Origin of the sequence: Chitinophaga sp. CF118, from assembly GCF_900112615.1 — a bacterium.
In the GTDB taxonomy this organism is placed as follows: Bacteria; Bacteroidota; Bacteroidia; order Chitinophagales; family Chitinophagaceae; genus Chitinophaga.
The window spans coordinates 1-25953 of sequence record NZ_FOMK01000004.1 but is presented as its reverse complement, the minus strand read 5'-3'; the positions used below and the strand labels follow the sequence as shown (position 1 = coordinate 25953).

The window sequence follows — 25953 nt, the reverse complement described above, 5'->3', positions numbered from 1 at the left end:
TTTGCTGTTGAATTAGAACTGCTTTCCCTTCAGGTCAAGTATCTCAAATTTAAACTTTCAATCACATGCCCTTTTATTAAGTTTTAGAACCAGGTAGAAATACCTGGTTCTAAAAACGGGTAGTATTGCGTTTATCTCCTTCCTTCCTATGTTGTTATTTTGAACTTGTAAGAGCGCAATTACAATCATTATTAACAATAAAAATTATAATCATCCACCGCTATCTATAGTGGTAAACAGTACCTACAGGTTTAGGTAAAACCTGTTAAGAAAATATCAATAACTAAACACAAAAAAAATTAAAACTATGCCAAAGATTCCCAAAGGAGAAATACGTAACGTTACTCCGCCCAGTAAAAAGGTCCGTATCCAAAACAAAAGCAAACAGGATGGACAATGTGATTTATATTTAGAAGATGGCTCCAGCGTTTCTAAGATAGTGCCCTTAGGTATTCATGAATATCATGAAAATGACAAAGTTGAGTCTATTAAAAATACTGGTAATGTTGAGCTTGACCTGTTGACGTAAGATCTATCTGAAACATATCCGGTGAAAAGCTGGCTGTCTGCAATTGGTAGACGGCCAGCTTTTATTACAAGATGTCATGCAAGTGCTTCATGTCCATTTCCATCTGAAGGTCCGAAACCTGCATCGCTTAGTTTCTGCCTGGAGAAATTACACTGCTGCCAGCGTGTAAGGAAGTTCCGCCCATTCTCATACATGATCTTGCGCACTAAAATCTTTAATTTTTCTTGATCTACAGGATTGTTTTTATTATTGTTGATATGGGGCAATAAAGACGATACACGAAAGGTCTCACAATATTTTTCTTCCGCTTTAGGCAGGAATGAAAGCAGGTTTTTCTCCAGCTCATTTACACTGGCACTGCTCTTGCACATTTTAACCGGGTCTACTAATCCATCGAAATCGCTGCCTATGGAAATCAGGTCCCAATGATTGTGAACATTGTTCAATGCACCCACAGCTGCCACATGCAATATGTTAAAGCATAATGACAAAGGATGACCTTCTTTTTTGGTAGGTAAAAGGCCTTCCTGTACCATAGCCATTTCCGATGCTGCTGTTGGCATACCGCTGAGTGGTATCTCTGGGAAGAACGTTTTAAAATCTGGTAGTGATAAATATTCCGGTGCATCCCTTTTCCCAAGTTTGATCATAGGTTCAAACCCAAGTATGCGCACATCCAGGCTAATGCCTATCAGACCATCACTATTCATTACTTCCAGGATATCTTCATCCATCAGGTTAATAGACCACGGATTAAAAAAGAATTCCTTGTCTTTTAGTAAATCATTGGTCTCAGCAATAAATTTTTTATCTGTGGTTATTTCCACTGCCATTACACCATCCTCTTTATACAATGTGCAATCACCTTCGCGCAAAGCCAGTTCCCATTCATTTTGAGTATAGCCTGTAACTCCCATGTGAGTGGCTACAATAGGCCATTTGTAATTATTGTCGCTGCGGTATTTATAAAAATCCAACCGGGATTTGAGACTCATATGTTTAATGTCTATAAGCACCGGTGTTTGTTTTGTTTCTCCTTCTACAGTTGTAATTTTCAGGTTGTAGGCAGTATCAATCACTTTTTTCCCTTCTTCCGTAAGTCCGTTACCTGCAGGATAGAAAGAGGAATGATGTAAAAACTTCATGCCATATGCATGTGTAGCCAATGGTTGCTCCTGTATATGTGTAAGATGCGTAAGGGTAAGATAAACGAGATCTAAATCATCTTCCCATAAAGCATCAAATAAATGCTGCAAACTTTCAGCAGCCCGCAGTTCCGGGTGATTCACGAAATCTTTATATGCAGCATCTGCATCTTCAATATCTTTAACTCTATCCGGTTCAGCAGGTCGGCCAATCTTCAACCGGCTCAGGTTATGCCCTCCTTCTATGGAAAGCGCCATTAAAGGCAGGCCAGTGGCTTGTAACATTTCATCCAGATCACCCGGATGTTTTCTGCTAAGTATTTTTACCTTTTCGCCGTTCAGTTTGCGATACAGGTCCAGCTCTTTTAGTAACAGCTGGTAGTAGGAGAGAGAGCCTTTACTGATCTCGTTAAAATAGCGTGCATCAAGGGGACGTGTTAATGCAGACCGTAATAATTGGCCTGCAAGGTTCTTTGAAGCAGCCACACCCAGTTCAAGAGATACAATATTGGCCACGCAAAGGAAGCTGCCACCTTCCTCTAATTGAGACACACTACATTGGCTGCCAAGGATGTGAAGGATAGCATTGTCGGCCAGCCGTAACAGTTCATTGCTTAACACTATTTCTTCCGATAAAACGGTATTACTTCTGTCTGAAGGATATACCTCTTCATAGTTGCTAAGGAATTGCTTAAACAAAGGGTGTATGTGAAAGTCAAAGAAAGTATTGATAGCCATGGGGAATTGCTTTAAGGTTAAGATTTAGCGATATAGCTTTCAAAATAAGTATCCAGTATTTTGCGTGTTGCCCGGGTTTTATTTGTAGCTGCTTCAAAAGGACCTGCCTGTGTAGAGGAAAATGCTTCGAGCGCCAGCCGGCCACGTTGGGTAAGTGGAGCAACAGACAACGCTGCTTCCGTATCAGGTGTCAGCTTCGCAATAAGAGTGTTCCATATATGATGTACTGCTTCCCTAATGCCGAGATCCCAGAAAGGCCTTGGGGGCTGGCCAAAATAGGCATTGTCTTCTGGTTTTAAGTCGGGTAATTCTACATTTAGCAGTGCTGTAATATCTAAGATCCCTGCTCCATACTTATCTGTTTCCCAGTCTTTTCCTGGTTTGAAAGCACTTTTTTGCAGGCAACGACGGAAAGCTTCCACTATCTGCCATCCCATTGTGTATTTATTCCTGAGTTCCTCTTTCCGCTTCGCTTTCCACAACATTGCAGCAGCAGCCACTTGTGGAGCAGCATAGCTGGTACCGGAACCAAACACCATAATATCATTGTCGTCTTTATCCAGGAAGGGTACATATACATCTTCTCCCGGAGCTGAAATATCTACAGAAGGTCCCCTGCAACTGTCCTTCCAGGGTTTGCCATCCGGATTTATGCCTGCTACGGCAATGGTGCCTGGATACATAGCTGGCGCTATTACCAGTTCTACTTCATTCCCGGCAGCACATACCCATATTACCCCTTTTTCATAGGCTAGTCGCGCTATTTCTTCTATCATTGGCCGTGGGTAACTGCCCATGCACATATACATTACATCAGCATTATTGTTAATGGCATGAGTGGCAGCATTGACCATATCTTTGCCCCGGCCTATCAGGGCTACGGATTTGGATATACGGTAAGGGACCAGCTTTATCAATGGGCTGTCATCCAGGCTCAATACACCACTGTTACCATCATTTGCGAACGTGCTACCAGTAATTTTTCCTCCTATTACCAGGCTGGCAGTACGGGTACCATGACTGGGGAAAAGCAAGGGACCTGTTGACATTCTATCTCTGGCATCATTATCATCGTCGATAAAATCAGCATCTTCATTAAAGTTATACCCGTTCCTTACCTTGGAATGATCACTATAACCGGTATCCAGCTGAACTAATTTCAGGTTACTGAGATTAGTTCTGGTTGCATTTGAGAGAGAGGGTAGTTTAATAGCTGATTTGTTCCATTGCCGGTAAGCCAGTTTATTTCCCTGGGCAATAAAGTCCTTGCAAAAGGATGATTCTGCCCACTTATCTGTAAACTCTTTTTCATTCCATACGGCCCTGCCAGTATTAAAGATCTGGGATTCAGTTGCCGTAGCGGGCTTGTCCTGCAAGCCGGAGTTTATGTAAGTCTGTACTGGCAAATCGGGTGTACAGGCATTTACATGCGGCAATGTTTCTATTTGTGCAGCAAGCTCCCAGGGACTTTGTGAGGAACGTACCCCAATGTAGTATAATTGCCGGCGCGTGGAGGCTGTTGCCATCGGAAACAGTTGCTCTACGCTCTGCAGGCCGGGCACCTGTACCCATACTTGTGAGATCCAGTTTTCCTGCAAGTTTTCCTGTGTAGTAAGCTCCACTTCAAAATAAACCAGAGGTGTTTTTTCTGAGGTGGGAGCAGGAGCAGATGCCACAATGGTACTTTGAAGGCCTGCTGCCTGTAATATTGCCTGGGTAGATGGTTGTTGCATTTGTGTGCTTTGAGGTGAGAACATATTTACCTGTGCTTTCAGCAATTGCTCCTTGCAAGCCTGCATTGAAACCGGCACTTCCATACCTTGTATAGCTTTTACGATGCTGCTGATGCGAATACCTTCATTGCCCAGCCAGTCAATCACATCATCATTGTCGCCATCACTTGCAACAGTACCATCTTTCCGCAACCATTGATTTTGTGCATTCTTACGGGGCACTGCAGAGTGATGCAAGGACACAATTGTACCGGTTCCCAATGCTATCACCGCACTACCAGAAGAGCCAGGACTGGTATCAGATTCATAAATCATAAAATCATCCACAAGCGTAAGCATACGAATATCTTTCAGTACTACTTTTTTATAGTCGCCTTGCGGATGTTGTATCACAACGCAGTTTTCTCCTTCCAGCATTTTCCCGGTACCGCCATCCAGCTGTATATAACCGAACTGGTTGAGAGGTTGATTATCGGTGGAAGTTGTTTCTATGGCAACTATAGAAAAATCCAGACCGCTGAAAGGCACATTCTGATCTTTGATAATGTCAGAAGTAAGAAAGAAACGATCCGGTCTAAGCCTGAAGCTTACAGGATTTAGTGCATTCCCCTTTTCATCCAGCTCATAACCAAACTGTGCCTGCGCGGTATTAGCCGTAGCCGTATCCGGCAATACATGATGATTGGTAATGATCAGATCCGAAGCAATGAGAAAACCAGTACCATAGCCAGTACCACCAAAATCAAATGAAATCATAATGCGGCAGATGGAAGTTGACATTCCGAAGAGCTTACGAAGAATAGCAACGTCCTGGAAGTTAGGTACGCCGTTAATCCGCTCCAATGCTTCATCAGGAGGTAACCCTTCTCTTAATATACGCTTGGCAAGACGATCAGGACTGTTATTGATCTCCGTTACTTTTTTATTACCCTGGCGATTATGGAGAATACCATTGCGTACATTTTCTATTTCCTGAAGAGAGCTAATATAACGGGAATAGGCACGATCAGCAATGTGTCGTTTTACATCGATGTTCATTGTTTTGGGGTATTAATTTATGATTTGCTCAGAAAATAATAATGACAAGCTTATTAATTGGGGGCAGACTATTGGGGTACGATCATCTGTTGTTTGTCCATAATAAAGGTATATCATTCTTTTAAATAAAAAATATTTTAGGGGGTTTTTCCGGCGGGTAAAAAGAATTGCAAGTGATGATTTTTCGACTCTGAAATAACCTGATTTAACTATAGATTTAAAAATGATATAGCTGAATTCTAAACTGATCCCAATTTTCTTGATTAGCTAGTGTTGCTTCTGATTCAAACTCCTGAAAAAATTGTGTGGCTTTTTTGAGGCTTATTTGCCCCTTTAGTGGATCAATGAAAATAAAAACAGGATTTTTATCTCTTATATTTTCAATGCCTATTAATAGTTTCATTCAAGGCGTTGTACCACAAGGGCAGCTCTTTTCCATGATGTACTGTGGGGAGTACAAAATGGGAAAGGGCCTTAGATGGCTTGTTGATTATTCTTGCAGCGAGTACTTGCACTTGCAGGATATACTGTCTTACGCGAGCGATTCATATTGCCAATAGGTTTAAAGTGGTTCGGATTAACATTCCAGGGGTTAAATTCAAGGGCATCAATTAATTCGTTGTTTATTTCAGAATCGTCTGTAATTGTTAGTACTGCAATAGTTTCAAAAGGTGTCGGCCAAACTACCCTAGCGTCTTCAATAGGGGTTGCGTCATTATCCCGGAAACGTTGCACCTGAAAAAGGAATTTCATCTGGTTACTTCGGGAAAGCAATTCCTGAGCAAGATAGCCTTCTACAGATGGTTTCAATCTGTATTTCACAGCTGTAGACTGATACTGTGCATTTTTAAGATCCTTGCCGACAGCAATTGGGACACGGCTCCAGTAGGTTTCACTTTTCAAACTCTTAACCTCACGCTTCATCTGGTTTTTTAACGTTCTTCCGATACGAAACGCTGACAGAAGGCCAACTTTCCAAGATAAATATGTAAGTGTACCCAGTTTTACGACCATGCTATGATTGTCTTCCAATGTATCCCTCCTTTTTCCTGCCATTATTGTTGCCATTTCTTCACGGGCATTTTTTGCATGATGTTTTTCAGCATTTGTCATTAGAAAATCATGATCATGTTCTTCTTCGCCAGGTCTTTTTGTTAGAACACGGATAGCCACACCACGTAAATCAGGAGGATTTGAGTCATCAGCATTAACCTGGCTGCTGGCATTAGAAAAACGGACAAAGGCCTCATACTTTCTCCCTGGCTTTAAAAATCCAACAGCCAAATCATTTTTTATATCTGTAGAAACAACAAATTCTGCTTTCTGAAAACCTGCAAGAATTTTTGCATGATTACCACGCATTGGGCATCCGTTATCTGCTGTAAAATGTTTAACAACATCTTTGATATCATTACAAAGCGTTTTAAAAAAAACATTTTCTCTTTCCTCGTTGGATTTTGGGTCACTTTTTCCTTTTTCGTTGAGGTATATTTCTTTCCATGACATTTGAGCCTCCTTTTTTTATTAATAGTAAGATTGATTAAGAATATTATAGTATATAATTCATTTCAATGATCTACGAATAAATTGAAGAATCATAGATCTTGAAAAAGTGCTATCGGATTATAATATTTTAGCGATTTCAAAGTGCATACCATCCTTGTTTTTAAAATGTCCTCCCCAGAAGAATGCATTGTTATTAGCTATTTGCACTAATTCTCTCACGCAACCTTTCTGACTTACTAATGCGGGTAAAGCGCCCCGCTTATTAAAGTCCATATTGATATCAAATGCAGTACCGAATGAATGATTGCTTAATGTCGTTGCGCTTCCTCTTACAAATCTTGGTACAAATGATCCTCCCCAGGATAATACCAACGGGAGCAATCCTGCTTCTTCCCAGTCCTTCCATAGTTTTGTTAGTTGATTTGCTGCAAGCTTATGAAATTGTACCTTGTCACTACCTTTAACATGTGTTAATTGAGGGATAGAAACAATTTTTATATTCTGACTTTCCCAATTATCGGTAATTCTTATATTTTCTTTATTACCAGGTATGGGGGCTGCCACAAATGTAAACTTCCCGAAGATTGGTGTTCGCTGTTCATTCGTCACGAGAGGTGGGAATGGCGGTGGAGTAGGGAAGTTTGCTCCTGATTTATCTACGCTGTCATCTTTAATACCCTCAAACCCTAAATGCATAGCAACACCGAAGGTTTTATTTCCAACTATACCATCTGGCTGCAGGTCATTTTTTTTCTGGAATTCGATAGTAGCGTCTTTTACTTCTCCGGTGAAGTTTCCATCTACAGGCCCGTCATAGAAGCCCTGGCCTGTTAAAAAGAACTGCCAGCTTTCTACTAATGCACCCTGGCTATTTATTTTGATAAGTGTGAGAGGTTCCATGATTTATTTAGTTTTTGATGAATTTTTACGAGGTTGAATTTCGTAATAGAGGAGAGCAGTTCGTATTTGATTACCAACTGCTCTCATGTGTTAATTGATCTGTTTTTTATAGTTTGAATTCAGCATTTAACCCATTCCTTCTGTACTCATAATCTTTTTTGCTTGGTCTTGTTTTTGTCTGTGGGTCAGTTGGTGAAGGTGCAATTGGTATTTTTTCTAATACCTCACCTCCCACCGGATTGGCACCAGATCGTAGCCCAGCTTCTCCTCCATTTTCTGGAGGAATTATAAGTGAGGCTCTAACTCCCGCATCACCTTCCTGGATATTAACCACTTCCATGTTTACAAGGCCGGGATCTGCAATCAGAATACGCTGAACTGTGGAGTTAAAGCATATAATATCATTATCAAAATCGCCATGATGACCTGCCACAGAGCTGTCTGGTGAAGCCTTGGTATTAGGCGATTCAATCCAATCCAGTTGTCCGTCATGGATTAATTTCTTAATGACATGATGGGTATTAATAAACTTGGCCATACCCAGGAGAGCAGTACCACGAGCTGTCGTTTCAAACGAGTTCGATACCAGATACAAGAGAGATTTGTTATAAAGGTGGAAACAATTATCATCTTGTTCGGCGCGGTCCGTGAGGGTAAATAATGTAACTTTTTCTATTGCCTGAGATCTGATTGCCGGAACATAAGCCTTTATAAAATCATCAAGGGTACAGGCCGGAGCCCAGAGTATACATGATTTAACTGGTATGGCAATTTCCTTCAGTTGTTCAATAAAGGGAGCGAGGAAGATAGCTCCTGCACTATGGCCTATTAGATGAATGCCGGTATCGCTTTCTTTTTCTATGAATTCCCGTAAATATTCAAGGGTAATAGAAGCCCCACCGGAACCTGGTTTTGAAGCACCTCTTGCGTTTTGCTTCATTTCGGACCATGCAGTCTTACCCGGCAATCTTAATAATGGTTCAAGCATGTCATCTACCCGGTCAAGAATAAAATCAAATGCGGAGCTTATCTTTTCTTCTGGTTGTCTGCCTTTTAAGGCATCCTGAATCAGACCTTTAATTGTAGACAACATATCGGAATGCCATACAAAGAAAATAGGATAAATTTCCTTCGTTAAAAGAGTCTGACGGTAATCAGAGAGCCGTTGCAGAACCCCACTTTCTGGAACAAGTCCCCCATGTGCATAAAACACAATGCGCTTATTCTTCCACTGTTTGGTAATTTCCGGAATATACTCATCAAATATCCGCTTTACATCGTTTTTCGTATTCCCGAAAGTCCCGGTCTCTTTTAATATTCCATTATTCCCCAGGCTGATCACATGCGGCCTTAGTTCTTTAAAAGGTAAATGTTCACTCGCTGAGGCAGTCACAGAGAATGTTTTAGCCAGGCTGTTAGGGCTGCTTAATAAAATCGGAGCACCTAACCTGGCAACCCAAACGTCAGTAGCATTTGCAGCCCAGTCATCATAGGAGATCCGTGCGAATCCATCTTTTCCCCATGTTTTCCCCCAGGAATTTTGTATCCAGAAGCCATACTCATCGTAAGCAACCATGGCAAAGGCATGTCCTCCTTGAATTTGCTGCCCTTCATAGGGAATTTCGCCATCGGCATCTACATTGAACCATCCATCATGTACTCTGGCCGTTGCATATAGTATACCCACTTCGGCCATTGCCGTATGTATATCTGTAAAATCTTTATGATTGACCCTGTAATAAGCTCCAAGAGGGAATCTTGCAGCATTGTCTGCTCTTTCTGCCGTTAATTCCTTATCCGGATTGCCTGGATCGTATATCCATTTCTGTTGAAGGCATACTCCATGCTTATGCCAGCCCTTAATAGCGCCCCGCGCACTTGATCCTATATAATCCTCACCTTCCCATTCATCGTACTTTTTGGCCATTTCATACAGCATCCTGGGGCTGATTTCCTCAATAAATGAATCCCCCTTTCTTATTCTTAATAAATAATGAATAACTGTAGCCAAACCAAAACCAGTGCAGGCTCCCTCCAGGCCCTGGTTCAATATAGGAACACCGGCTTTCCTGTAATCATCAAGGCCGATCCTGGTAGGGACTTCGAAAAGTGTGGATGCATACATGCTATCCCGGAAGTCGATTGTATCTGGACGAGCATTTAGAACACGACCTTTAAATGGGTTTAACTTCTGCTTAAGAATAATCTCAGTCATAACTCAGTTATTTATATTTTATGGAAAAGAAGGGAATCTGGCAACTTCAGACAATCTGTCTAATATGTTTGCAGCATAAGCATCATTGCTCAGGCAAAGCGTTACCTATAACATGGAATGTTACCATATTTTAATGAATTTATTATTTGCGGATAATCGAGAAAGCTTAATGTAGGACAATCAATATTTAGGAGGGCTGCGAATCTATTTTATATAAAAGTAATTTTCTTTTCTCTTGTAAAAAATACCAAGTACTTGGTATTTTTTTTCGCTATTCATTATATAAGAAAGGAACACACGTCGCATTTAGAGCGCGCTCTACAATTGAAAACAACGCAGGATTATTACGCCTGGTCTTACTACATTTTTCTTTCCGGGACAATTATAGTTACTTCCTGTTTGTTTAAAAATATTTGCGTAACTCAAAAGTTACCTATATATTTGGGTAACTTAAAAGTTACGTATTATGGCAACAAGTATTAACCACCAGTTTTTCTTCCCTCATCCTCCTGAGGCGGTTTGGGAATATCTGACGAATCCTGAATTAATAGAGCAATGGTTGATGAAAAATGATTTTCAGCCAATTATTGGGTATGACTTTCAATTCAGTACCAGACCCCTACCCAATTTAAATTTCGATGGAATTGTCTATTGCAGGGTATTAGAGATCATTCCTTTCAAAAAGCTTTCTTATTCATGGAAGGGTGGACCTGGGGATGGCAAGATCACGCTTGATTCGGTGGTTGTATGGAAATTGGAACAAAAAGATAATGGTACAGAACTTTTCCTGGAGCATAGCGGTTTTTCGGAAATGGAAAACTTCATTATGTACACTGCTATGAATGATGGTTGGCTTAAAAATATACATAAGATAGCTGAACGTATAAACGCTGCAAAACATGGCACAACCAACACTTGATACATTTCAGGTAATCGCTGATCCAAGCAGGAGGGAGATGCTAAGGTTACTCTCAAAAGACAGTTTAACCATCAACAGTCTGGCAGAAAATTTCGATATGAGTCGCCCTGCTGTTTCAAAACACATCAAAATATTGTACACTGCAGGATTTATTTCTATTGAGGACATTGGCAGAGAACGGTATTGCACGCTGAAACAAGATGGATTCAATGAGTTGCAGGAATGGATCTCTTACTTTGATAAGTTCTGGGCATCGAAACTGAAAAAGTTGGAAACCCTATTAAATAAAAAATTGCCTAAATAAAATAATTTTATGAATGAGGAACACTGACAATTCAGGAAATTTTGCATTCACCTCATGAGAATGTGGACACATAGTTCCACATTCTCTTCTCTACACAACCATGAACGGTTATGCTTTTTTAGACTCATACCAGGCATTTAACCCGCCATCTGCGGTGATGGCTGTTCCTGAAATAGATCTCCCTTCTTCTCTTCATTCATTTTTGAATACCCCTCTTTCGTTTTATTGTTTCCTCCGGGGCCAAACAGTAGCCTGCGTAATATCATGATTATTCACTTCTGGTTCAAGTTTTTCAAATGGCAGGAGAGAGGCTGATCTTGTTCCATTTATCTTATTTATTGCATTCAGCAATAACAGCAAGCTGTCATTTTTTGAATTATAAAGAGATGGACTCCTGCGTATCCTGCGAATAATGCTATTGGATAACCATCTTGCACACGTTAATTATTTTTAAGGGTCAGGAAAATACCAACTACTTTGTATTTTTTGCAGGGAGAATCAGAGATCGATAAAATACAAGATATTTGTAATGGGTTGATTTTGTTTTAAATACGATTTTTCTGCTGGCTATATACAGGGAAAGCCATAGATATAATCCTGCGGTTTTTGTGCTAGTTTGTGTTGATAATAAAGACTTTATTAAAAGCCCCGGTTTATAACCTCTTGATAAATCACAAGAATCATTTTTAAAAATGTGATATTCTTTCACCTCGTGCGAATAATTAAGAAAGCACCTTTCACATCAAATACTAATGGTTACAAAAGAAAAAGCCAGCGAATTTTTCCTGTCACTTGTTGAAGAGAATAAAGGAATTCTTTACAAAGTAGCGAATGCTTATTGTAAAGATGCCGACGACAGGCAGGATTTGATACAGGAAATCCTGGTGCAATTATGGAAGTCTTATGAAAAATACGACGACCAATACAAACACTCCACCTGGATATACCGGATAGCTCTGAATGTGGCCATATCAATGTATAGAAAAGAACACCGTCGAAAAAAGATTGCCAATCCTATTACTGATAATATTCTATATCTGGCAGATATAAGTTACAATAACGAACTGGATATAAAGGTAGGCCTCTTGCATCAGTTCATTTCCGAATTAAAGGAACTGGATAAAGCATTGATGCTCCTTTACCTCGAACAGAAAAGCCACAAGGAAATAGCAGAGATTATGGATATTTCGGAAACCAACGTAGCCACCAAAGTTAGCCGTATCAAAGAAAAACTAAAGAAAAAATTCTCACAAACGCAAAATCAATCACAATGGAAGATATAGAAATACTGAACCTCTGGAAATCTTATGATAAGAAGATAGAACAGAGCTTGTCGCTTAACAGGAAAAATGCAGAAGAGATTACCAAAATAAAAGTTAGCTCTTTATTATCATCTATGAAGCCACTGAAGATATTTGCTATCTTCGTCGGACTGGTGTGGGTTGGCTTGGGAGGGGGGATAATCATAAACCTGTTCTTATTCGACTTTGCTACAATAAGTAAATTCTTCCTGATCTCTGCCGGAATACAAGTGCTGTTAACCGCCATAGCCCTTGTGATTTATTTCTACCAGTTAGTTTTAATACATCAGGTAGATCTTGGCAGGCCGGTATTGGAAGCGCAGAGACGTCTGTCCAGCTTGAAGTCATCAACATTATGGACAGCGCGAATCCTTTTTCTACAACTACCCTTATGGACCACCTTTTATTTGTCCGAAAGTGTGTTTATAAATGGAAATACAATCTTGTTAGTAGTTCAGGGTAGTGTGACTGTTTCATTTACTTTCATTTCTGTTTGGCTATTCTTAAACATTAAATATGAGAATAGGAATAAAAAATGGTTCCGCTTAATTTTTGACGGAAAAGAATGGACTCCGATGCTCCAATCCATGGAAATGTTGAGCCAGATTGATAAATACGAAACTAGTTAGCATAGACATTATTGTCGAATTCAAACCTGGTTGCCTGAGTAATTTTGCCGTTGGATTTGTTCTGTACAAAACCTATTAATTCCCAATCTTCTTTATTAAAATCATTAGGAAGGTCTATGGAAATATTGTTTTCGCTTACCAATTCCTGCTGATATAACTCTCTCACAATTTGTACATGAGATAGATTCTTTCCTGCATTCTCACCAGCCTTTACTTTAGAAAGAGCAGATTTCTGTACCAAAGCAATTATGATTTGATATTCCTTATGGCTTCTAACATCCGAATATGTCACTTGAATATTTTTACTCTTTACTTCTGCATGTAAAACAAAAGTATCCGATGAAGTTTTTTTCAATTCTGAACTAATGGAACTTAAAACAGCACTCTCATCCGATCCTATAAGTTCAGTTGTGCCATTAACAACAATCTGGGGCGTGTATATGGTATTTAGATTAAGCCAACTGGCATACTGTTGTTGCCTCAATGTGAATTCTGGCTTGCTAAAACGATCCTTCCACCCCTGATGGTCCCAATAATCTACATGAAAAGCCATAATATAGAGTTGCTTGTTGTTGTTTCCTTTTTGCAGTTTTTCAATAAGCTCATCTGCCGGAGGGCAACTCCAACAACCCTCCGAGGTAAAAAGCTCAACCACAGCAAAACCTTTACGTTCATCGTTCTTTTGTAGGTTCTTAATGGTATTTTGTTTTTTAATGTTTTGAAATCCTACCACAATCGCGAATATTGATGCTAAGCCAATGAGTAGAAAAATTTCTTTAAATGGTTTCATGTTTAATTATTTGATGACAAAGTTATTTCCCAATTAAATATTCTATAAGAACAAAATATACTAACCCGGCAATCTCGTATTTGAAGTTGGCATTCTGCCAGTTGGTGTCAAAAGCCGTTTCAAAACTTTGAAACGGCTTTTGAATAATGATTATATCAAGAGATACCTTATTTTGTAGCAGAAATAATAACGTCAGCTACTTCTTTTGGATGTGAAACAAAAACGGCATGACTACCACCCTTAATTTCTGTTGTTTTAGCGCCAGACCTTTTGTACATGTTCCTTAATATTACAGGATTAATACTTTTGTCGGCAGTTGGTACTATAGCAAAAGAAGGCTTGTCATGCCATGCAGCTACAGATACAGGAGTAGCAAAAGAAGAGGCTGCGATAGGTTTTTGAGAATCAGCCATGAAAATGGCTTGTTCTTTACTTAAATCTGCTGCAAAACCTGCATGGAATTTCTGTCTGTCATAGTATACAAGACCTTCGTTATCCGGAGGCAAAATACCATTCTCAGGCAAAGCAGGAGCTGAGGATACCCATTTAATCGTATTTTCACCTTGATCGGGCTGGAAGGCTGTCACATAAACCAATGATGCCACTTTAGGATCTGCACTTACTTCAGTAATAACGGTGCCACCCCAGGAGTGACCTACAAGAACAGCAGGTCCATCCAACTTATCTAATGCCCTTTTAACGACATCTGCATCATCTTTCAATGATGTAAGGGGTATCTGTACTACGACAGTATGATAACCGTTTTTTGTCAGTATATCATATACCCCTTTCCAACCGGAGCCATCCACAAATGCACCATGTACTAAAATAACATTCTTAATTTTTGAAGTGCCATTAGTACTTTGGGCGTTTGTTGTACTATAGCCCAATAGTAATCCGATTGTTATTATAACGACCGCATATAAACTTCCTTTGATTAATGTTCTCATTGTTTTACAGTATAATAGTTGTTAAATTGATATTTCCACTCGTTGCTTTTGAATATGGGCAAGTTTGATGGGCAAGATTGATTAAATCCTGAGCTAGATGTTTTTCTATTCCAGGTAAACTGACATAGAGGCGAGCCTGAAGAAAATACGCCCCTTGTGTTGTGCCCAGGTCTACTTCTGCGTCAACAAAAGTTTCTTTTGGTAGCGCTAAACCGAATCCTTTGGCAGCGAGGCCCAATGCCCCAATAAAACAAGCCGACCATCCTGCAGCAAAGAGCTGTTCCGGATTCGTTCCAATACCATTTGTTCCAGGAGATGATAATAGAATGTCTAATTTCCCGTCATCACTTTTTGAAGTTCCTTCCCTTCCGCCAGTAGTATGTGTTTTGCCGGTATACAATACTTTTTCGATTACAGCTTTCTGAACATTACTGTTTTCCATTTTCTTTTTAAAATTTAGAGTTAATATTTATATTTTTTAGTACTATTCAACGATGACACTGAAATCAAGTGTTTTGGGTGGCAGGCATTGTTGTTCACTGCAAACTGTATACTCAACAGTGCCCTTTACAATACCTTTACCATCAACCAGTTTTATCTTTTGTTGGAATACAACAACCTTTTCAAAATAATTTATGTCAGCATCAAAGAATTTTTCAAATTTCCTGAGTGGCTTAGGTTCGCCAACTTTACCGGAGAGTTGATATGATTTTTCCGGAATAAAGTTAAACGACGTCCTTACTGGACCGTTGTCTGGATTATTCAATGCATATATATGCCAACCATCATCAATAGTTGCTTTTATATATATGGTAGCATCATTTGTTGATGTTCTCTTCGCGGTAAAACTCCATTTCACTGGTTTTGAGATCTGGCCCTTTGCTGTTAAACAAATCAGCATAATTGCAACTAAAGCAAGCGTTGATAAAAGTTTCATCCTTTTTTGTTTTAATTATTATTTATTGCTTACCGGGTATCATTCCTGTATAATTTGGAGGATCACTTCGATAAAACTGATACAAAAGGAATCCAAAAAAACTTTGTACGATAGCTCGAAATGGTGAAATGGACAAATTGGTAGTTGGAATAGACTATTGGAAAGACAGAATTATCAATGCCTAATTCATATATTTATCTGTCTTTTAGCCTTTGGATGGTTATACTTTAATGATATATATTTGCAATCAGTTACATAACGGAATTGAAAAATGAATGGCTGGTAAGCCATACCGTTTATGATACTAAGCCCGACACTGTAGAATGTGACACAAGACCTGATATGAGAACAAAACGCACATTTAAGATATCTAATAAAATAATATGGCTGAGCTCCTTTTTTTTAGGAGTTTTAACTTCTGTTCCAAAAATTGCTGAACATCATTTTGTGCTTTATGAAGCTGCAGTTGATACATCAGTGACATTTCTGTTCTCGGTTCTAATATGGTATTTTAATATTTGGACACTCCCTGCTTATTCTGCTAAGGGTGCTGCAGTAAATGGGGTTTCAATAAAACGATTGTTTAAAGGTTTGTTCTTTGGACTGGTATTGATGTTTGTATTGGCTTGTATACAACAATATCTGTTGTCTCATTTGAATTTCGGCCCCAGAATGTTAATGTTTGAAGTAAGGGGAATACTGATCAATCTTACGTTCTATATGTTTATACAACTTGTATATCAAAGTTATCTCAATCAGCAGGTAAGTATAGAACTGGACCGGACAACAACCGCAAATCTATGGGCACAATATGAATTACTTAAACAACAGGTAAATCCACATTTCTTATTTAACAGTTTAAACACATTGAAGTATATAGTTGAAAGCGGAGACAAACAAGCCGTTAACTTTATACTTAAACTCTCCGACTTTTATCGATACACGCTTGAAAGCCGTAAATTAGATTTAATAAGATTATCTGATGAAATGGACATATTGGATGCATATATGTATCTCCTGAAAGCCCGTTTCGAAAATGGGATTGAGCTTTCTACTAATATCGATGAACAATACTATTCTACTCTTGTACCTCCGTTTACATTACAACTATTGATCGAAAATTGCATCAAGCATAATATTGTTTCATTAGACAAACCTTTACACATTTCGATTTATTCGAAAGATGATTACATCATTGTTGAGAATAATGTACAACTTAAAAGAATAGCAGAATCCTCAACAGGATTAGGACTTGAAAATATTAATCAACGGTATATGCATCTTTTAGACAAGAAAATAGAGATTCAGGTCAGCGAAGATACTTTTACCATAATGTTACCTATAATACGTGAAAATCATCATCATTGAAGACGAACTAAAGGCCGCTAAGTCATTAGAAAACCTAATAGGGAAAATACGGCCAACAGCCACGATCCTGGCAAAATTGCAAAGTATTGAAAGTTCAATTGATTATCTTTTAAATAATGAACTTCCGGATCTGATATTTATGGATATCCAGCTTTCTGACGGGCTCTGTTTTGAAATATTCAAATCAGTTAAGATTAGCTGTCCTGTTGTATTCTGTACAGCTTATGGTGAATATGCAATGGATGCTATTAAAGCAAATGGTGTTGACTATTTGTTAAAACCTTTTTCCGAAGAAGACCTGGTAACAGCCTTTGAAAAAGTGGATAACTTTAAGAATTTTTTCCAGCAGAAACCAACTACAGGCCTGGATGACTTACTTTTAAAAATTGGCCTTGCCGAAGGAAAGAAAAGCTTCCTGGTTTTCAGGAACAACAAATACACGACTGTACAAACGGAGCAAATTGCCTTTATTTATATCAAATACACTTCTCCTTCAATTATGACATTTCAGGGAGAAGAATATTCAATTACCCAATCGTTGGATCAGGTTCAGGGCCAATTATCCTCTAAACAATTTTTCAGGTTAAATCGCCAATACCTAATCAATTTTTCAGCTATAAAAGAAGTCGAACATTATTTTGCCAGAAAATTATTCGTTCGCTTAAGCGTTCCTACTCCCGAAAAACTTTTAATTGGGAAGGAAAAAACAACTGCTTTTTTACAGTGGCTAGAGAATAGATAGAGTTTATTCTGTTCTAAGATCATTCATAGAATTTGTCATAGCCGCTTTAATGGTCTGAAAACTAATAGTCAGTAAAGTAATCCCTATTATAGCGCCTCCGGCTATCAGGAAAACATCGGGGCCTATATTTTACCCAATTACTGAAATGTGATGGGCTAAAATATCCTGGCCGGATCTTTCCCCCCTCCCAATGAGAATATCGAAGGTTAGCGTTCAGATGCGGATTCATTTGAACGCTAATAAGAACGGTCTGATTTTCCTCATCATAGAACAAATGGATCAGCTCTAAATTTATACTTGTAATGCATTAGTAGGTAGGCTTAAATGAGCCATGTAGATCATTTGTAGTAGATGATCACTATAACTATTGGCATTCAAAGTCTATTTTTGATTATTATATTGAAAGAGGATGGACCTCGGATCATCCTGGCTTCAAGTAAGAATTAAGAATGAGTATGATTGATCCATCTTTAGCCGCTTGTTATACAAACATCATCCAGGCTGGTACAGAATTATTAACATGGTATAATGCCCAACCAGTAATAAGCAGGGAGGCATCAGCACTTGAGTTATGGCATATGAAAAGAATGAATGAGATCCTGTTAAATTATTTGCAGCATCGAAAGGAGGGGAGTGAAGAATACTGGAGTGTCGTTAGAGCTAACTATATTTTAAAGTGCGATGTATTTGCCAGGATCCATTATGGTCAGTCATGGCATGCACTGGCAAGTATTATTTATGGACACGAATATGCTGAAAGTTTAAGGGATGAGTATCACATTTTAAGCAAAGAATACCCGGAGGTATTCCGTAAATATTATACCTGGCAGTTTAACAGGAAGGCGAATAAAAGTAAGACGTTTGTCATCGGTGATATACATGGAACATACCGGGCATTATTGCAATGTCTGGAACGTGCAGGTTTTAATTATGAAAAGGATCATCTGATAAGCCTGGGAGACATTTGTGATCGTGGCCCGGATACAAAAGATTGTATTGATGAGCTACTGAAAATTAAAAACCTGACCCTGGTATTAGGTAATCATGATTTTATGGCATTGAACTGGATGGAGACTGGTACTCCGGACGAAGTCTGGCTTAAGAAGGGTGGTGAGGCTACGATAAATTCTTATGGATTTGAAGTGCCTCAGCATCACATCAGCTTACTGAGGAACGCGCTTCCGTATTATATACAGAAAAACAAATTGTTTGTACATGCAGGGATTGAATTAAATAAAAAGCTCCATCTCCAGGATACAAAAGTATTTCTGTCGGATCGTACTCTCGCTACCCAGGTTACGAAATTGTTTTATAATGGGAATGCCAGCCAGTCAACCTTTACAACTTTCGATGAGGTATATATCGGGCATACAATATCGCCATTTTTTAAGCCTCTTCAAGCTGGAGAAGTCTGGATGATGGATACGGGAGCAGGAATGAAAGAAGGGGTGTTGTCTATGATGAATATTGTGACAAAAGAAATATTTAGTAGTGACCTCATTGGTGATTTGTATCCATGAACCGGAAATATATGGAGGGTGGATTCAGAATCTATGTTAACCTAATTTTAGGGCTTCCTTGTTGTTGACGGTAGTTTATTGTCTGTAAACATTCGGCGTTACACCCTCTTTTCTTTTAAATAACCGGATAAAATAGTTGAGGTTATTGAAACCAGCCTCGTAACAAACTTCAGTAATACTGAGTGAGGTATTCGACATCACGCGCTTGGCAAGTTCTATTCTTTCCTGTTGTATATACTCCAGAGGGGAAAGTCCAAACTGTCCCCTAAAGGCTTCAAAGAAAGCAGACTTACTCATGCATGAAAGCTTTGCCAGAGAATCGATACTGATCTTTTCAGTAAGATGGTCTTTAATAAACTGAATGGCTGGTACAAACCGGTGGTCGCGTAGTGTATAATCCTGGATCACCGCTAAATTCTGTGTCTGAATAACCCGCAGGAGTAACATTTTCAGACCCAGGTCTGCAAGTGCATCTTTGGCTACATCATTTTCCATACTAATGCTGATGAGCTTATTGATGCTACCTGCAAGCTCCTTATTATTCAAAAAATGATAACGGCTAAAATTAAGCCGCCATTCAAAAGGTGCTTCGCTATTGACATAATGTTCATTGAGAAAGTCGAGGTTTTTGTGAACCATATCCCAGTCGAGCGCCAGTGTTGCACATTGTACCGGCCGTTTTTCATCAGCTTCAGGAAAGTCCACCTTCATTGATACGCCTTCCGGTAGAATCACACTTTCACCTGGGAGAAAATCAAATTCCTCTGTTCCCTGCAAAGACATCAGTTTTCTTCCACGCATCATACTGGAAACTACCAGACCATTATAGGATAAGGCTACGTTCTGGCAACGATGAAAAGTTTCGAAAATATTGAGTTCACAATGTTTCAGATTAAATACTCTGCGATGTTCTACCAGGGTATCCAGCGAAGTAGTGTCACTAAGATTAATGGGAGCCAGTTGGCACACTTGATTCATCGTGTCAATTTTTAAAGGCATTTTCCCTCAGGGGTAATACTATTAAAATTAATCATAAATAATGATTCTAATGCAAAGCCTGCTTAGAATTAGACAATTGTTCGCTTAAAAAGGAGGATTGTTCTATTTGAATGCCAGCGTAATCCGTAATCTTGCATTCTCATTCATTTTCTTAAAATTGAACGTTATGAACATTACCCTTAAACAGGCAGAAGCGGCAATTGCTGCAGCAAAAACAAAAGCCAAAGAAATCAAAACCCTGATGAACATTGCAGTGGTTGATTCAGGTACCAATCTGGTTGCATTTGCACACATGGATGAAGCGTGGCTGGGTTCCATAGATATTTCGCAGAAGAAAGCACGTACGGCCCGTTATTTCAATATGCCTACCGGCGAAATAGGCAAACTATCCCAGCCCGGAGGTTCTTTATACAATATCGAGCATTCCAATGGCGGATTGATTACTTTTCCGGGTGGCGTTCCTATCAAAAATGCAGCTGGTGTTATTATTGGCGCCATTGGTGTTTCCGGAGATTCTGTGGAGAATGATCATGCTGTGGCTCAGGCCGGGGCAGATGCTGTAAAATAGTGTGCCCAAAAAAATAAGTCATTTTGCATTGTTCGTTTTATATTATCCCTTATCAGTATCTGTTAATATAATCCTCCTCTCAACTCCGGTTTCTTCTAAAATGTCTAAAAGTGGGAGAGGGCGTCATTTACTTTTGACGCCCTTAAGTGTTCCTTTCAATGGTTCTGTATTGTATTATAATAATTATTCCTTATTTTAGTTTGACAACCGGGATGGCATTCATGCTGCTTTGGATATTTTATACTGAGCTGCAGAAACTCCAAATATCTCACTGCCCTTAACCCTTTGATGCACCAGGAAACTAATTGCTATGGCAAAGTATCAGGCTAAAACAACGAAAACCGAAAACAGTGTGGACGATTTTATTTTGTCCATTGACTGTGACAGGCAGCCCGACTGTCAGTCCATTGTTCAGCTTATGCAAGAGCAATCGGGTTATCCACCCAAAATGTGGGGACCGGCAATTATTGGTTTTGGCAGTTACCATTACAAATATGCCAGTGGACATGAAGGCGATGCGCCAATAGTTGGCTTTTCGCCTCGTAAAGCAGCCATTTCGCTTTATCTGGGAACGTTTGAAGGAAGAGAAGAATTATTGTCACAACTGGGCAAACACAAAACAGGGAAGGGTTGTATTTACGTGAACAAACTAGCAGATATTGATACCGTCATACTGCGTAAAATGGTTGCTGCAGTGGTGGAGCAATATAAGAAGCCATGAGCGGATGAATAAGGCTACTACGCCATTGCACCGTTCGCAGCTATGATCTGTCCGGAAATCCATTTTGAATCATCAGAAGCCATGAATAAAACAATTTTTGTAATGTCTTCGGGGTCTGCTACCCGCCCAAAAGCGTTTAACGAGGCTATATGTGTCAAAAGCTCTTCCGACTTTCCATTTAGAAAAAGCTCTGTATTTGTTGGCCCCGGTGCAATCGCATTGACAGATATCCCTCTGCCAATTTCTTTGGCGAATACACGGGTCATTTGATCTACTGCCGCTTTAGTAGCAGAATAGATGGAATAGCCGGGGAACATTACCCGGGTTACGGTGGACGATATATTGATTATGATACCATTATCCGCCAGCTTGGTTGCTGCTTCCTTCATTGTAAAAAAGATGCCTTTTACATTGATATTGAAATGCTCGTTGAAATCTGCTTCGGTGTTTTCCTTAAGCAGTTTGGTTTTCATCATCCCTGCATTGTTAATCAAAACATCAATCCTGCCGAATTCTTTAATGGTTGTTTTGAATAGCCGATTTACCTCATCTTCTTTGCTAACATCTGCTTTCACTATAATAGCTGTTTCACCTTTTTGCCTGATATCATATAGAAGTTCTTCTGCCTTGGTGTGGCTATTTGCATAATTAATCACAACTTTAGCACCGCGTGCGGCAAAGGCTTTAGCCATATGCGCTCCAATACCTTTTGATGCACCCGTTATTAGAATTACTTTCTCTTTTAAGTTGTTCATAGTTTTATTTTTGTCTGAGCAAAACTATAGACAATCTTCTGGTTAGTTGTGGTGAGTGTTTAAGTTTTTTCAGAAATGCTGGTCTTTTATCGAATTGAAGGAGAGCAAGGAGGGATGCCTGGGTTCTTTTGACAACCAGAAAATAACAAACCGGCTATGCTAAGCATTAAGCATGCAGGAACCATTAGAATTGATTTCATGTGATTTTAATTTGAAGTTTAAGAATGACAAACGATGGTGTAGCGGTAGACAGGAATATCAGTTAATCCGGATGTGAGTTTGTCAGGTACTTTGAAAACGAGCCTTGGGGAATTAGAGGGATAAAAAAGGGCCCCACAATGGGGGCGCCAACATTATGGGTGCGAATACAGTTGATATACAAGTGTTCCGGATGGCGGCAGGCCCGGGCCTCCATCGGTATATCCTTTCAGTATCAACGTTCCATTAGTGGGATTTGTATCAGCATCGCTAACAACTTCCGCATTTGCCAATGTACTCCAGGCAACAAACTGGCCTGAAGGAGTGTACCAGGCATAGTTTATTATGGCAGGACTCGCAATTTTCTCCTGCGCAGGTGTAAATGAGCTGAACAGTAATAACATGGCAAATAAGGGGAGAGATAGAAGGGTTTTCAATTTTTCCATTTGAGATGTGTTTAATGATTAACAAAAAGGGTCGTATCCTTTTAAAGATACAAAACAGATTTTAAACGATCAAAGGAGATATCAATAGAAACGTTTCCATTGAGGGTTAGAGATTTTCTTTCAGTCATTATTTTCTTTACTTGTCGGGTTATGCCGTACAGGGAAATTCACGGAATTTGCAATAAAACAAAGTTCATTAGCTTTTTTGTGTAATTCATTTGCTTTATCTATCATTGAGCTGTCTGCTACCGTTACAATTGGGTTAAGTATTACTTCTGCAAATTGTCCCCCTCCATTTGATGTTTCAATCATAATTCCTGTAGCATTGTCAACATAGTCAACAATGATAACTCCCGCTTCTGAGCATAAATGCAGATACCACAACATATGACAGGCAGATAGAGAGGATACTAACAAGTCTTCTGGATTATGTTTTGTCCTGTCGCCACGAAATGCCGGATCAGAGGAACCTAGAATGGTAAGTTTGTTATCAATTGAAATTGAGTGACTTCTTTCATAGGCTCTGTAATTTGAAGTTCCTTCGCCTTTATTTCCTGTCCACCTGATTGTTGCTCTGTATTGATGTTGTTCTTTCATTACTTTTTCTTGCAAAAGTCTGATTTAGTCTCCATTCAGCATTGTAAAATAATGTTCAGATGGCGTTACTGACCTAAGATATTTCAGATTAACTACACATTTACCACCTCAGAATAAAGTTTTCCCCAACCAATGTGTATTAAATATAATATACAAAATAATTAAATGCGTCAAATTTATTATATTAGCAAAATATTACAATCTTAAAATTGTAGTATTTTCTACCATATCAATAGACAAAACACACTGTCTGTGAATGCATTGTATACTTCTCAAAATATTTACCATTAAGGGCTTCGGGGATTTTTTAGTTCGTTAAACATTAAATGTCAGGTGGTGAGGAGGGCATGTGAGTACTCGAAAACTGATACTTTTTTCACATATATTGTCGGTGACATGAAAAAGATTCTTAAGCTATTTATCCTATGTATGTTCTTGGGCGCTGGTGTGGTGCAGGCACAGTCGAAATACATGAACGTGCCAGATACGGTATGTATATCTATGGCAGGTAGTACGTCAGACCAGGGTAAGTTCACAAGCGTAAATGCGCTTATGACAGGTGGCACCAATTATACCTACCCCGCAGATGCCACCTGGACTATAACCACCCCCAGCGGTTCGGATGCAGATTATAATATATTATACTCTGCCAATCCCTCTACTGTGAAGGCTACCAAATTAGTGAATACAAAATCACTGACATTGGAGTTCCTCAGGCCGGGTACTTATACATTCACCGCCACATATAGTTATAAGGTAAATAATGGTGCAACCCAGTATACAAGTGTTACTAAAACATTGGTGGCGCTGGACTGTACAATTTCAACCTGTGTGGGTGGTTATGCTGTAATGGCTGGTTTCAATGAAGACTTTGGAACTATGGTCCCTGGTGTTTTCAGAAGGCCTTACCCGGTTGCTGGTGTAGTACAATATACCTATCAGCCCACAGGTGATTTGAAAGATGAATTCTATGCCATAAGTGCTACTACCAAGCAGAAAAGTAATTGGTTAGACAAGCCCGATCATACCGGTAATACAAACGGCGCTATGTTGGTTGTGAACTCAGCCTATAATCCAAGTCAGATGTATGAGAAAAAGGTAACCGGCTTATGTAGTGGTTCTGTTTATAATTTCAGTGCATGGTTCCTGAACGTTAACATTGAAAACTCATTTGAAAGCCTTTGTATCAGTGGCTATCAATATGCAGGTGTAACCTTCCAGGTAGTGGACGCAAATAATCCAACCGTTGAACTGGCAAAGTTCAGAACATATGCAGTATCTATGATGCTCCCTTCTTCCAATTATAAGTGGCAGCGTTATGGCGGACAATTCACTATCCCTGCTGGCGTTACAGATGTAATAGTACGTATCATTAATAATAAGCCTGGTGGTTGCGGTAATGATATCGCGATAGATGACATCAGTTTTACTTATTGTAGTCCTATCATCACTGCCGGTCTGATAGGTAATAATACTAACCTGAAAGAAGTATTGTGTGAAGGCACTGCCGATACATTAACATCTTCTATATTACCTGCTGGTTATTTCAAAGTTCCTGTTTATCAATGGGAAATGAGTGATAACAACGGTGCTTCCTGGTTCAATGTACCTTATGGTACTCCAAGGGACTCTTTACTCAAGATTCCTGCGGGACAATTAAAAGGTACTAAAACGGTAGCATCAGACTACCTTTTCCGTGTTCGTGTATATGAAAAAGGAATACCGGATTCATTAGGTTGCGCTAACCCATCGAGTCCTGTTAAGATAACAATCCTACCGATGCCTATCCTGTCTCTTACAAAAAGTCAGGTCTGTGCGGGAGCAGATGTTGAATTAATGGCTTCCGGTGGCTTCGATAAATTTACTTGGAAAGATCTTGCCGGATATGAGGGTGCTACCAGGACGATCACACTGACAATGGACACCAATATCGTGGTATACGGTTACGTATTCTATGGTGAAGGTGGAGGTAAAACATGCGTCGACTCCAATAGTGCGAAAATTTATGTGACCGACAAGCCCGTTGTGGAAGTCGCACCTTCTACAGTCAGCATCTGTTTGGGGGAAACTGTCCATTATAGAATCAACAGCGCATTGGCAGGTAAACAGATCAGGTGGTATCATGGACAACACGGTTCTGCTATTGATACTACATTAATGCAAGAGTGGAATGACTATACTGAAATAGATGTACTTCCGGCAACAGTTGCCGATAGTATCTATTCTGTTATTGTTACAGACGGTCCTTGTGTTGTTGAATCGGCGCCGCTTATTATTAAAATAACGCCACCACTTCAAACAATTAAGTTTCCTCCTATTATTAATTGCTCCAGTGTTAATACTACCGGTGTATTTATAATGCCAGATTCTTCCCTGGTAGCTCCACACGATGGAGAGATCGGTTC

At 39.4% G+C, this 25953-nt stretch carries 26 protein-coding genes; 11 read left to right on the top strand and 15 right to left on the bottom strand.

What is annotated here, in order from left to right; translation table 11 throughout:
* Positions 1-307 precede the first annotated feature (307 nt).
* Positions 308-529, top strand: coding sequence for a hypothetical protein (locus BM176_RS16470; protein ID WP_090105012.1), 222 nt, complete (start codon positions 308-310; stop codon positions 527-529).
* A 74-nt stretch (positions 530-603) separates the two neighbouring features.
* On the opposite strand, the gene BM176_RS16465 is transcribed toward BM176_RS16470, so the two are convergent.
* From BM176_RS16465 to BM176_RS16440, 6 genes are all read right to left on the bottom strand, one after another.
* A complete protein-coding gene (locus BM176_RS16465) occupies positions 604-2412 on the bottom strand; it encodes an amidohydrolase family protein (protein ID WP_090105011.1) in 1809 nt (602 codons plus the stop codon).
* 17 nt (positions 2413-2429) lie between these two features.
* Positions 2430-5183, bottom strand: a complete 2754-nt coding sequence (locus BM176_RS16460) for a S8 family serine peptidase (protein WP_090105009.1) — start codon at positions 5181-5183, stop codon at positions 2430-2432.
* 217 nt (positions 5184-5400) lie between these two features.
* Positions 5401-5586, bottom strand: a complete 186-nt coding sequence (locus BM176_RS16455) for a hypothetical protein (protein ID WP_090105007.1) — start codon at positions 5584-5586, stop codon at positions 5401-5403.
* A gap of 71 nt (positions 5587-5657) precedes the next feature.
* Entirely contained in the window at positions 5658-6689 is a 1032-nt protein-coding gene (locus BM176_RS16450; RefSeq protein ID WP_090105005.1) for a catalase family protein, read from the bottom strand.
* A 117-nt stretch (positions 6690-6806) separates the two neighbouring features.
* Complete coding sequence (locus tag BM176_RS16445; protein WP_090105004.1) at positions 6807-7589, bottom strand: M15 family metallopeptidase; 783 nt, start codon at positions 7587-7589, stop codon at positions 6807-6809.
* 106 nt (positions 7590-7695) lie between these two features.
* Positions 7696-9804, bottom strand: a complete 2109-nt coding sequence (locus BM176_RS16440; RefSeq protein ID WP_090105002.1) for a C1 family peptidase — start codon at positions 9802-9804, stop codon at positions 7696-7698.
* A gap of 466 nt (positions 9805-10270) precedes the next feature.
* Between BM176_RS16440 and BM176_RS16435 the strand changes: the two genes are divergently transcribed.
* Positions 10271-10723 (top strand): SRPBCC family protein, encoded by a 453-nt coding sequence (locus BM176_RS16435; RefSeq protein ID WP_090105001.1) that lies wholly within the window; start codon positions 10271-10273, stop codon positions 10721-10723.
* Entirely contained in the window at positions 10704-11027 is a 324-nt protein-coding gene (locus tag BM176_RS16430) for an ArsR/SmtB family transcription factor (protein WP_090104999.1), read from the top strand. Before BM176_RS16435 ends, BM176_RS16430 begins: the two co-directional genes overlap by 20 nt.
* A 137-nt stretch (positions 11028-11164) precedes the next feature.
* On the opposite strand, the gene BM176_RS32945 is transcribed toward BM176_RS16430, so the two are convergent.
* Entirely contained in the window at positions 11165-11293 is a 129-nt protein-coding gene (locus BM176_RS32945) for a hypothetical protein (RefSeq protein WP_255373526.1), read from the bottom strand.
* A gap of 486 nt (positions 11294-11779) precedes the next feature.
* On the opposite strand from BM176_RS32945, the gene BM176_RS16425 reads away from it, so the two are divergent.
* Together BM176_RS16425 and BM176_RS16420 are read left to right on the top strand one after the other, a co-directional pair.
* Complete coding sequence (locus tag BM176_RS16425; RefSeq protein WP_090104997.1) at positions 11780-12310, top strand: RNA polymerase sigma factor; 531 nt, start codon at positions 11780-11782, stop codon at positions 12308-12310.
* The gene (locus BM176_RS16420) at positions 12298-12957 is read left to right on the top strand and encodes a hypothetical protein (RefSeq protein ID WP_090104995.1); all 660 of its coding nucleotides are present in this window, start codon (positions 12298-12300) and stop codon (positions 12955-12957) included. Before BM176_RS16425 ends, BM176_RS16420 begins: the two co-directional genes overlap by 13 nt.
* On the opposite strand, the gene BM176_RS16415 is transcribed toward BM176_RS16420, so the two are convergent.
* The 4 genes from BM176_RS16415 to BM176_RS16400 form a co-directional block, all read right to left on the bottom strand.
* A complete protein-coding gene (locus tag BM176_RS16415; RefSeq protein ID WP_090104993.1) occupies positions 12950-13747 on the bottom strand; it encodes a DUF1223 domain-containing protein in 798 nt (265 codons plus the stop codon). The two genes, BM176_RS16420 and BM176_RS16415, sit on opposite strands and share 8 nt — an antisense overlap.
* Before the next feature lie 167 nt (positions 13748-13914).
* Positions 13915-14697: an alpha/beta hydrolase gene (locus BM176_RS16410; RefSeq protein ID WP_090104991.1), complete on the bottom strand. Its 783-nt coding sequence runs from the start codon at positions 14695-14697 to the stop codon at positions 13915-13917.
* Positions 14698-14701: 4 nt separating this feature from the next.
* Positions 14702-15139 carry an organic hydroperoxide resistance protein gene (locus tag BM176_RS16405; protein ID WP_090104989.1) on the bottom strand — a complete coding sequence of 146 codons (438 nt, stop codon included), beginning with the start codon at positions 15137-15139 and terminating at the stop codon, positions 14702-14704.
* A 42-nt stretch (positions 15140-15181) separates the two neighbouring features.
* Entirely contained in the window at positions 15182-15634 is a 453-nt protein-coding gene (locus tag BM176_RS16400; RefSeq protein ID WP_090104987.1) for a protein-disulfide reductase DsbD domain-containing protein, read from the bottom strand.
* A gap of 342 nt (positions 15635-15976) precedes the next feature.
* Between BM176_RS16400 and BM176_RS16395 the strand changes: the two genes are divergently transcribed.
* The 3 genes from BM176_RS16395 to BM176_RS16385 all read left to right on the top strand — a co-directional run bounded on the left by BM176_RS16395 (position 15977) and on the right by BM176_RS16385 (position 19264).
* Positions 15977-17002 (top strand): sensor histidine kinase, encoded by a 1026-nt coding sequence (locus tag BM176_RS16395; RefSeq protein ID WP_090106098.1) that lies wholly within the window; start codon positions 15977-15979, stop codon positions 17000-17002.
* The gene (locus BM176_RS16390) at positions 16983-17744 is read left to right on the top strand and encodes a LytR/AlgR family response regulator transcription factor (RefSeq protein ID WP_090104985.1); all 762 of its coding nucleotides are present in this window, start codon (positions 16983-16985) and stop codon (positions 17742-17744) included. Before BM176_RS16395 ends, BM176_RS16390 begins: the two co-directional genes overlap by 20 nt.
* A gap of 455 nt (positions 17745-18199) precedes the next feature.
* Positions 18200-19264 (top strand): metallophosphoesterase family protein, encoded by a 1065-nt coding sequence (locus tag BM176_RS16385; protein ID WP_218162226.1) that lies wholly within the window; start codon positions 18200-18202, stop codon positions 19262-19264.
* Positions 19265-19339: 75 nt separating this feature from the next.
* On the opposite strand, the gene BM176_RS16380 is transcribed toward BM176_RS16385, so the two are convergent.
* Complete coding sequence (locus tag BM176_RS16380) at positions 19340-20242, bottom strand: helix-turn-helix domain-containing protein (protein WP_090106097.1); 903 nt, start codon at positions 20240-20242, stop codon at positions 19340-19342.
* Between the two features lie 187 nt (positions 20243-20429).
* On the opposite strand from BM176_RS16380, the gene BM176_RS16375 reads away from it, so the two are divergent.
* Both BM176_RS16375 and BM176_RS16370 read left to right on the top strand, forming a co-directional pair.
* Positions 20430-20831, top strand: a complete 402-nt coding sequence (locus BM176_RS16375) for a GlcG/HbpS family heme-binding protein (RefSeq protein ID WP_090106096.1) — start codon at positions 20430-20432, stop codon at positions 20829-20831.
* 310 nt (positions 20832-21141) lie between these two features.
* Positions 21142-21552 carry a DUF1801 domain-containing protein gene (locus tag BM176_RS16370; protein WP_090104981.1) on the top strand — a complete coding sequence of 137 codons (411 nt, stop codon included), beginning with the start codon at positions 21142-21144 and terminating at the stop codon, positions 21550-21552.
* Between the two features lie 17 nt (positions 21553-21569).
* On the opposite strand, the gene BM176_RS16365 is transcribed toward BM176_RS16370, so the two are convergent.
* From BM176_RS16365 to BM176_RS16355, 3 genes are all read right to left on the bottom strand, one after another.
* Positions 21570-22307: an SDR family oxidoreductase gene (locus tag BM176_RS16365; RefSeq protein ID WP_090104979.1), complete on the bottom strand. Its 738-nt coding sequence runs from the start codon at positions 22305-22307 to the stop codon at positions 21570-21572.
* A gap of 353 nt (positions 22308-22660) precedes the next feature.
* Complete coding sequence (locus tag BM176_RS16360; protein ID WP_090104977.1) at positions 22661-22951, bottom strand: hypothetical protein; 291 nt, start codon at positions 22949-22951, stop codon at positions 22661-22663.
* A 120-nt stretch (positions 22952-23071) separates the two neighbouring features.
* Entirely contained in the window at positions 23072-23563 is a 492-nt protein-coding gene (locus BM176_RS16355; protein WP_255373525.1) for an OsmC family protein, read from the bottom strand.
* 381 nt (positions 23564-23944) lie between these two features.
* Here BM176_RS16355 and BM176_RS16350 point away from each other — a divergent pair.
* Positions 23945-25953, top strand: a 2009-nt coding sequence (locus BM176_RS16350; RefSeq protein ID WP_218162225.1) for a hypothetical protein, incomplete at its 3' end; no start/stop codon positions are given.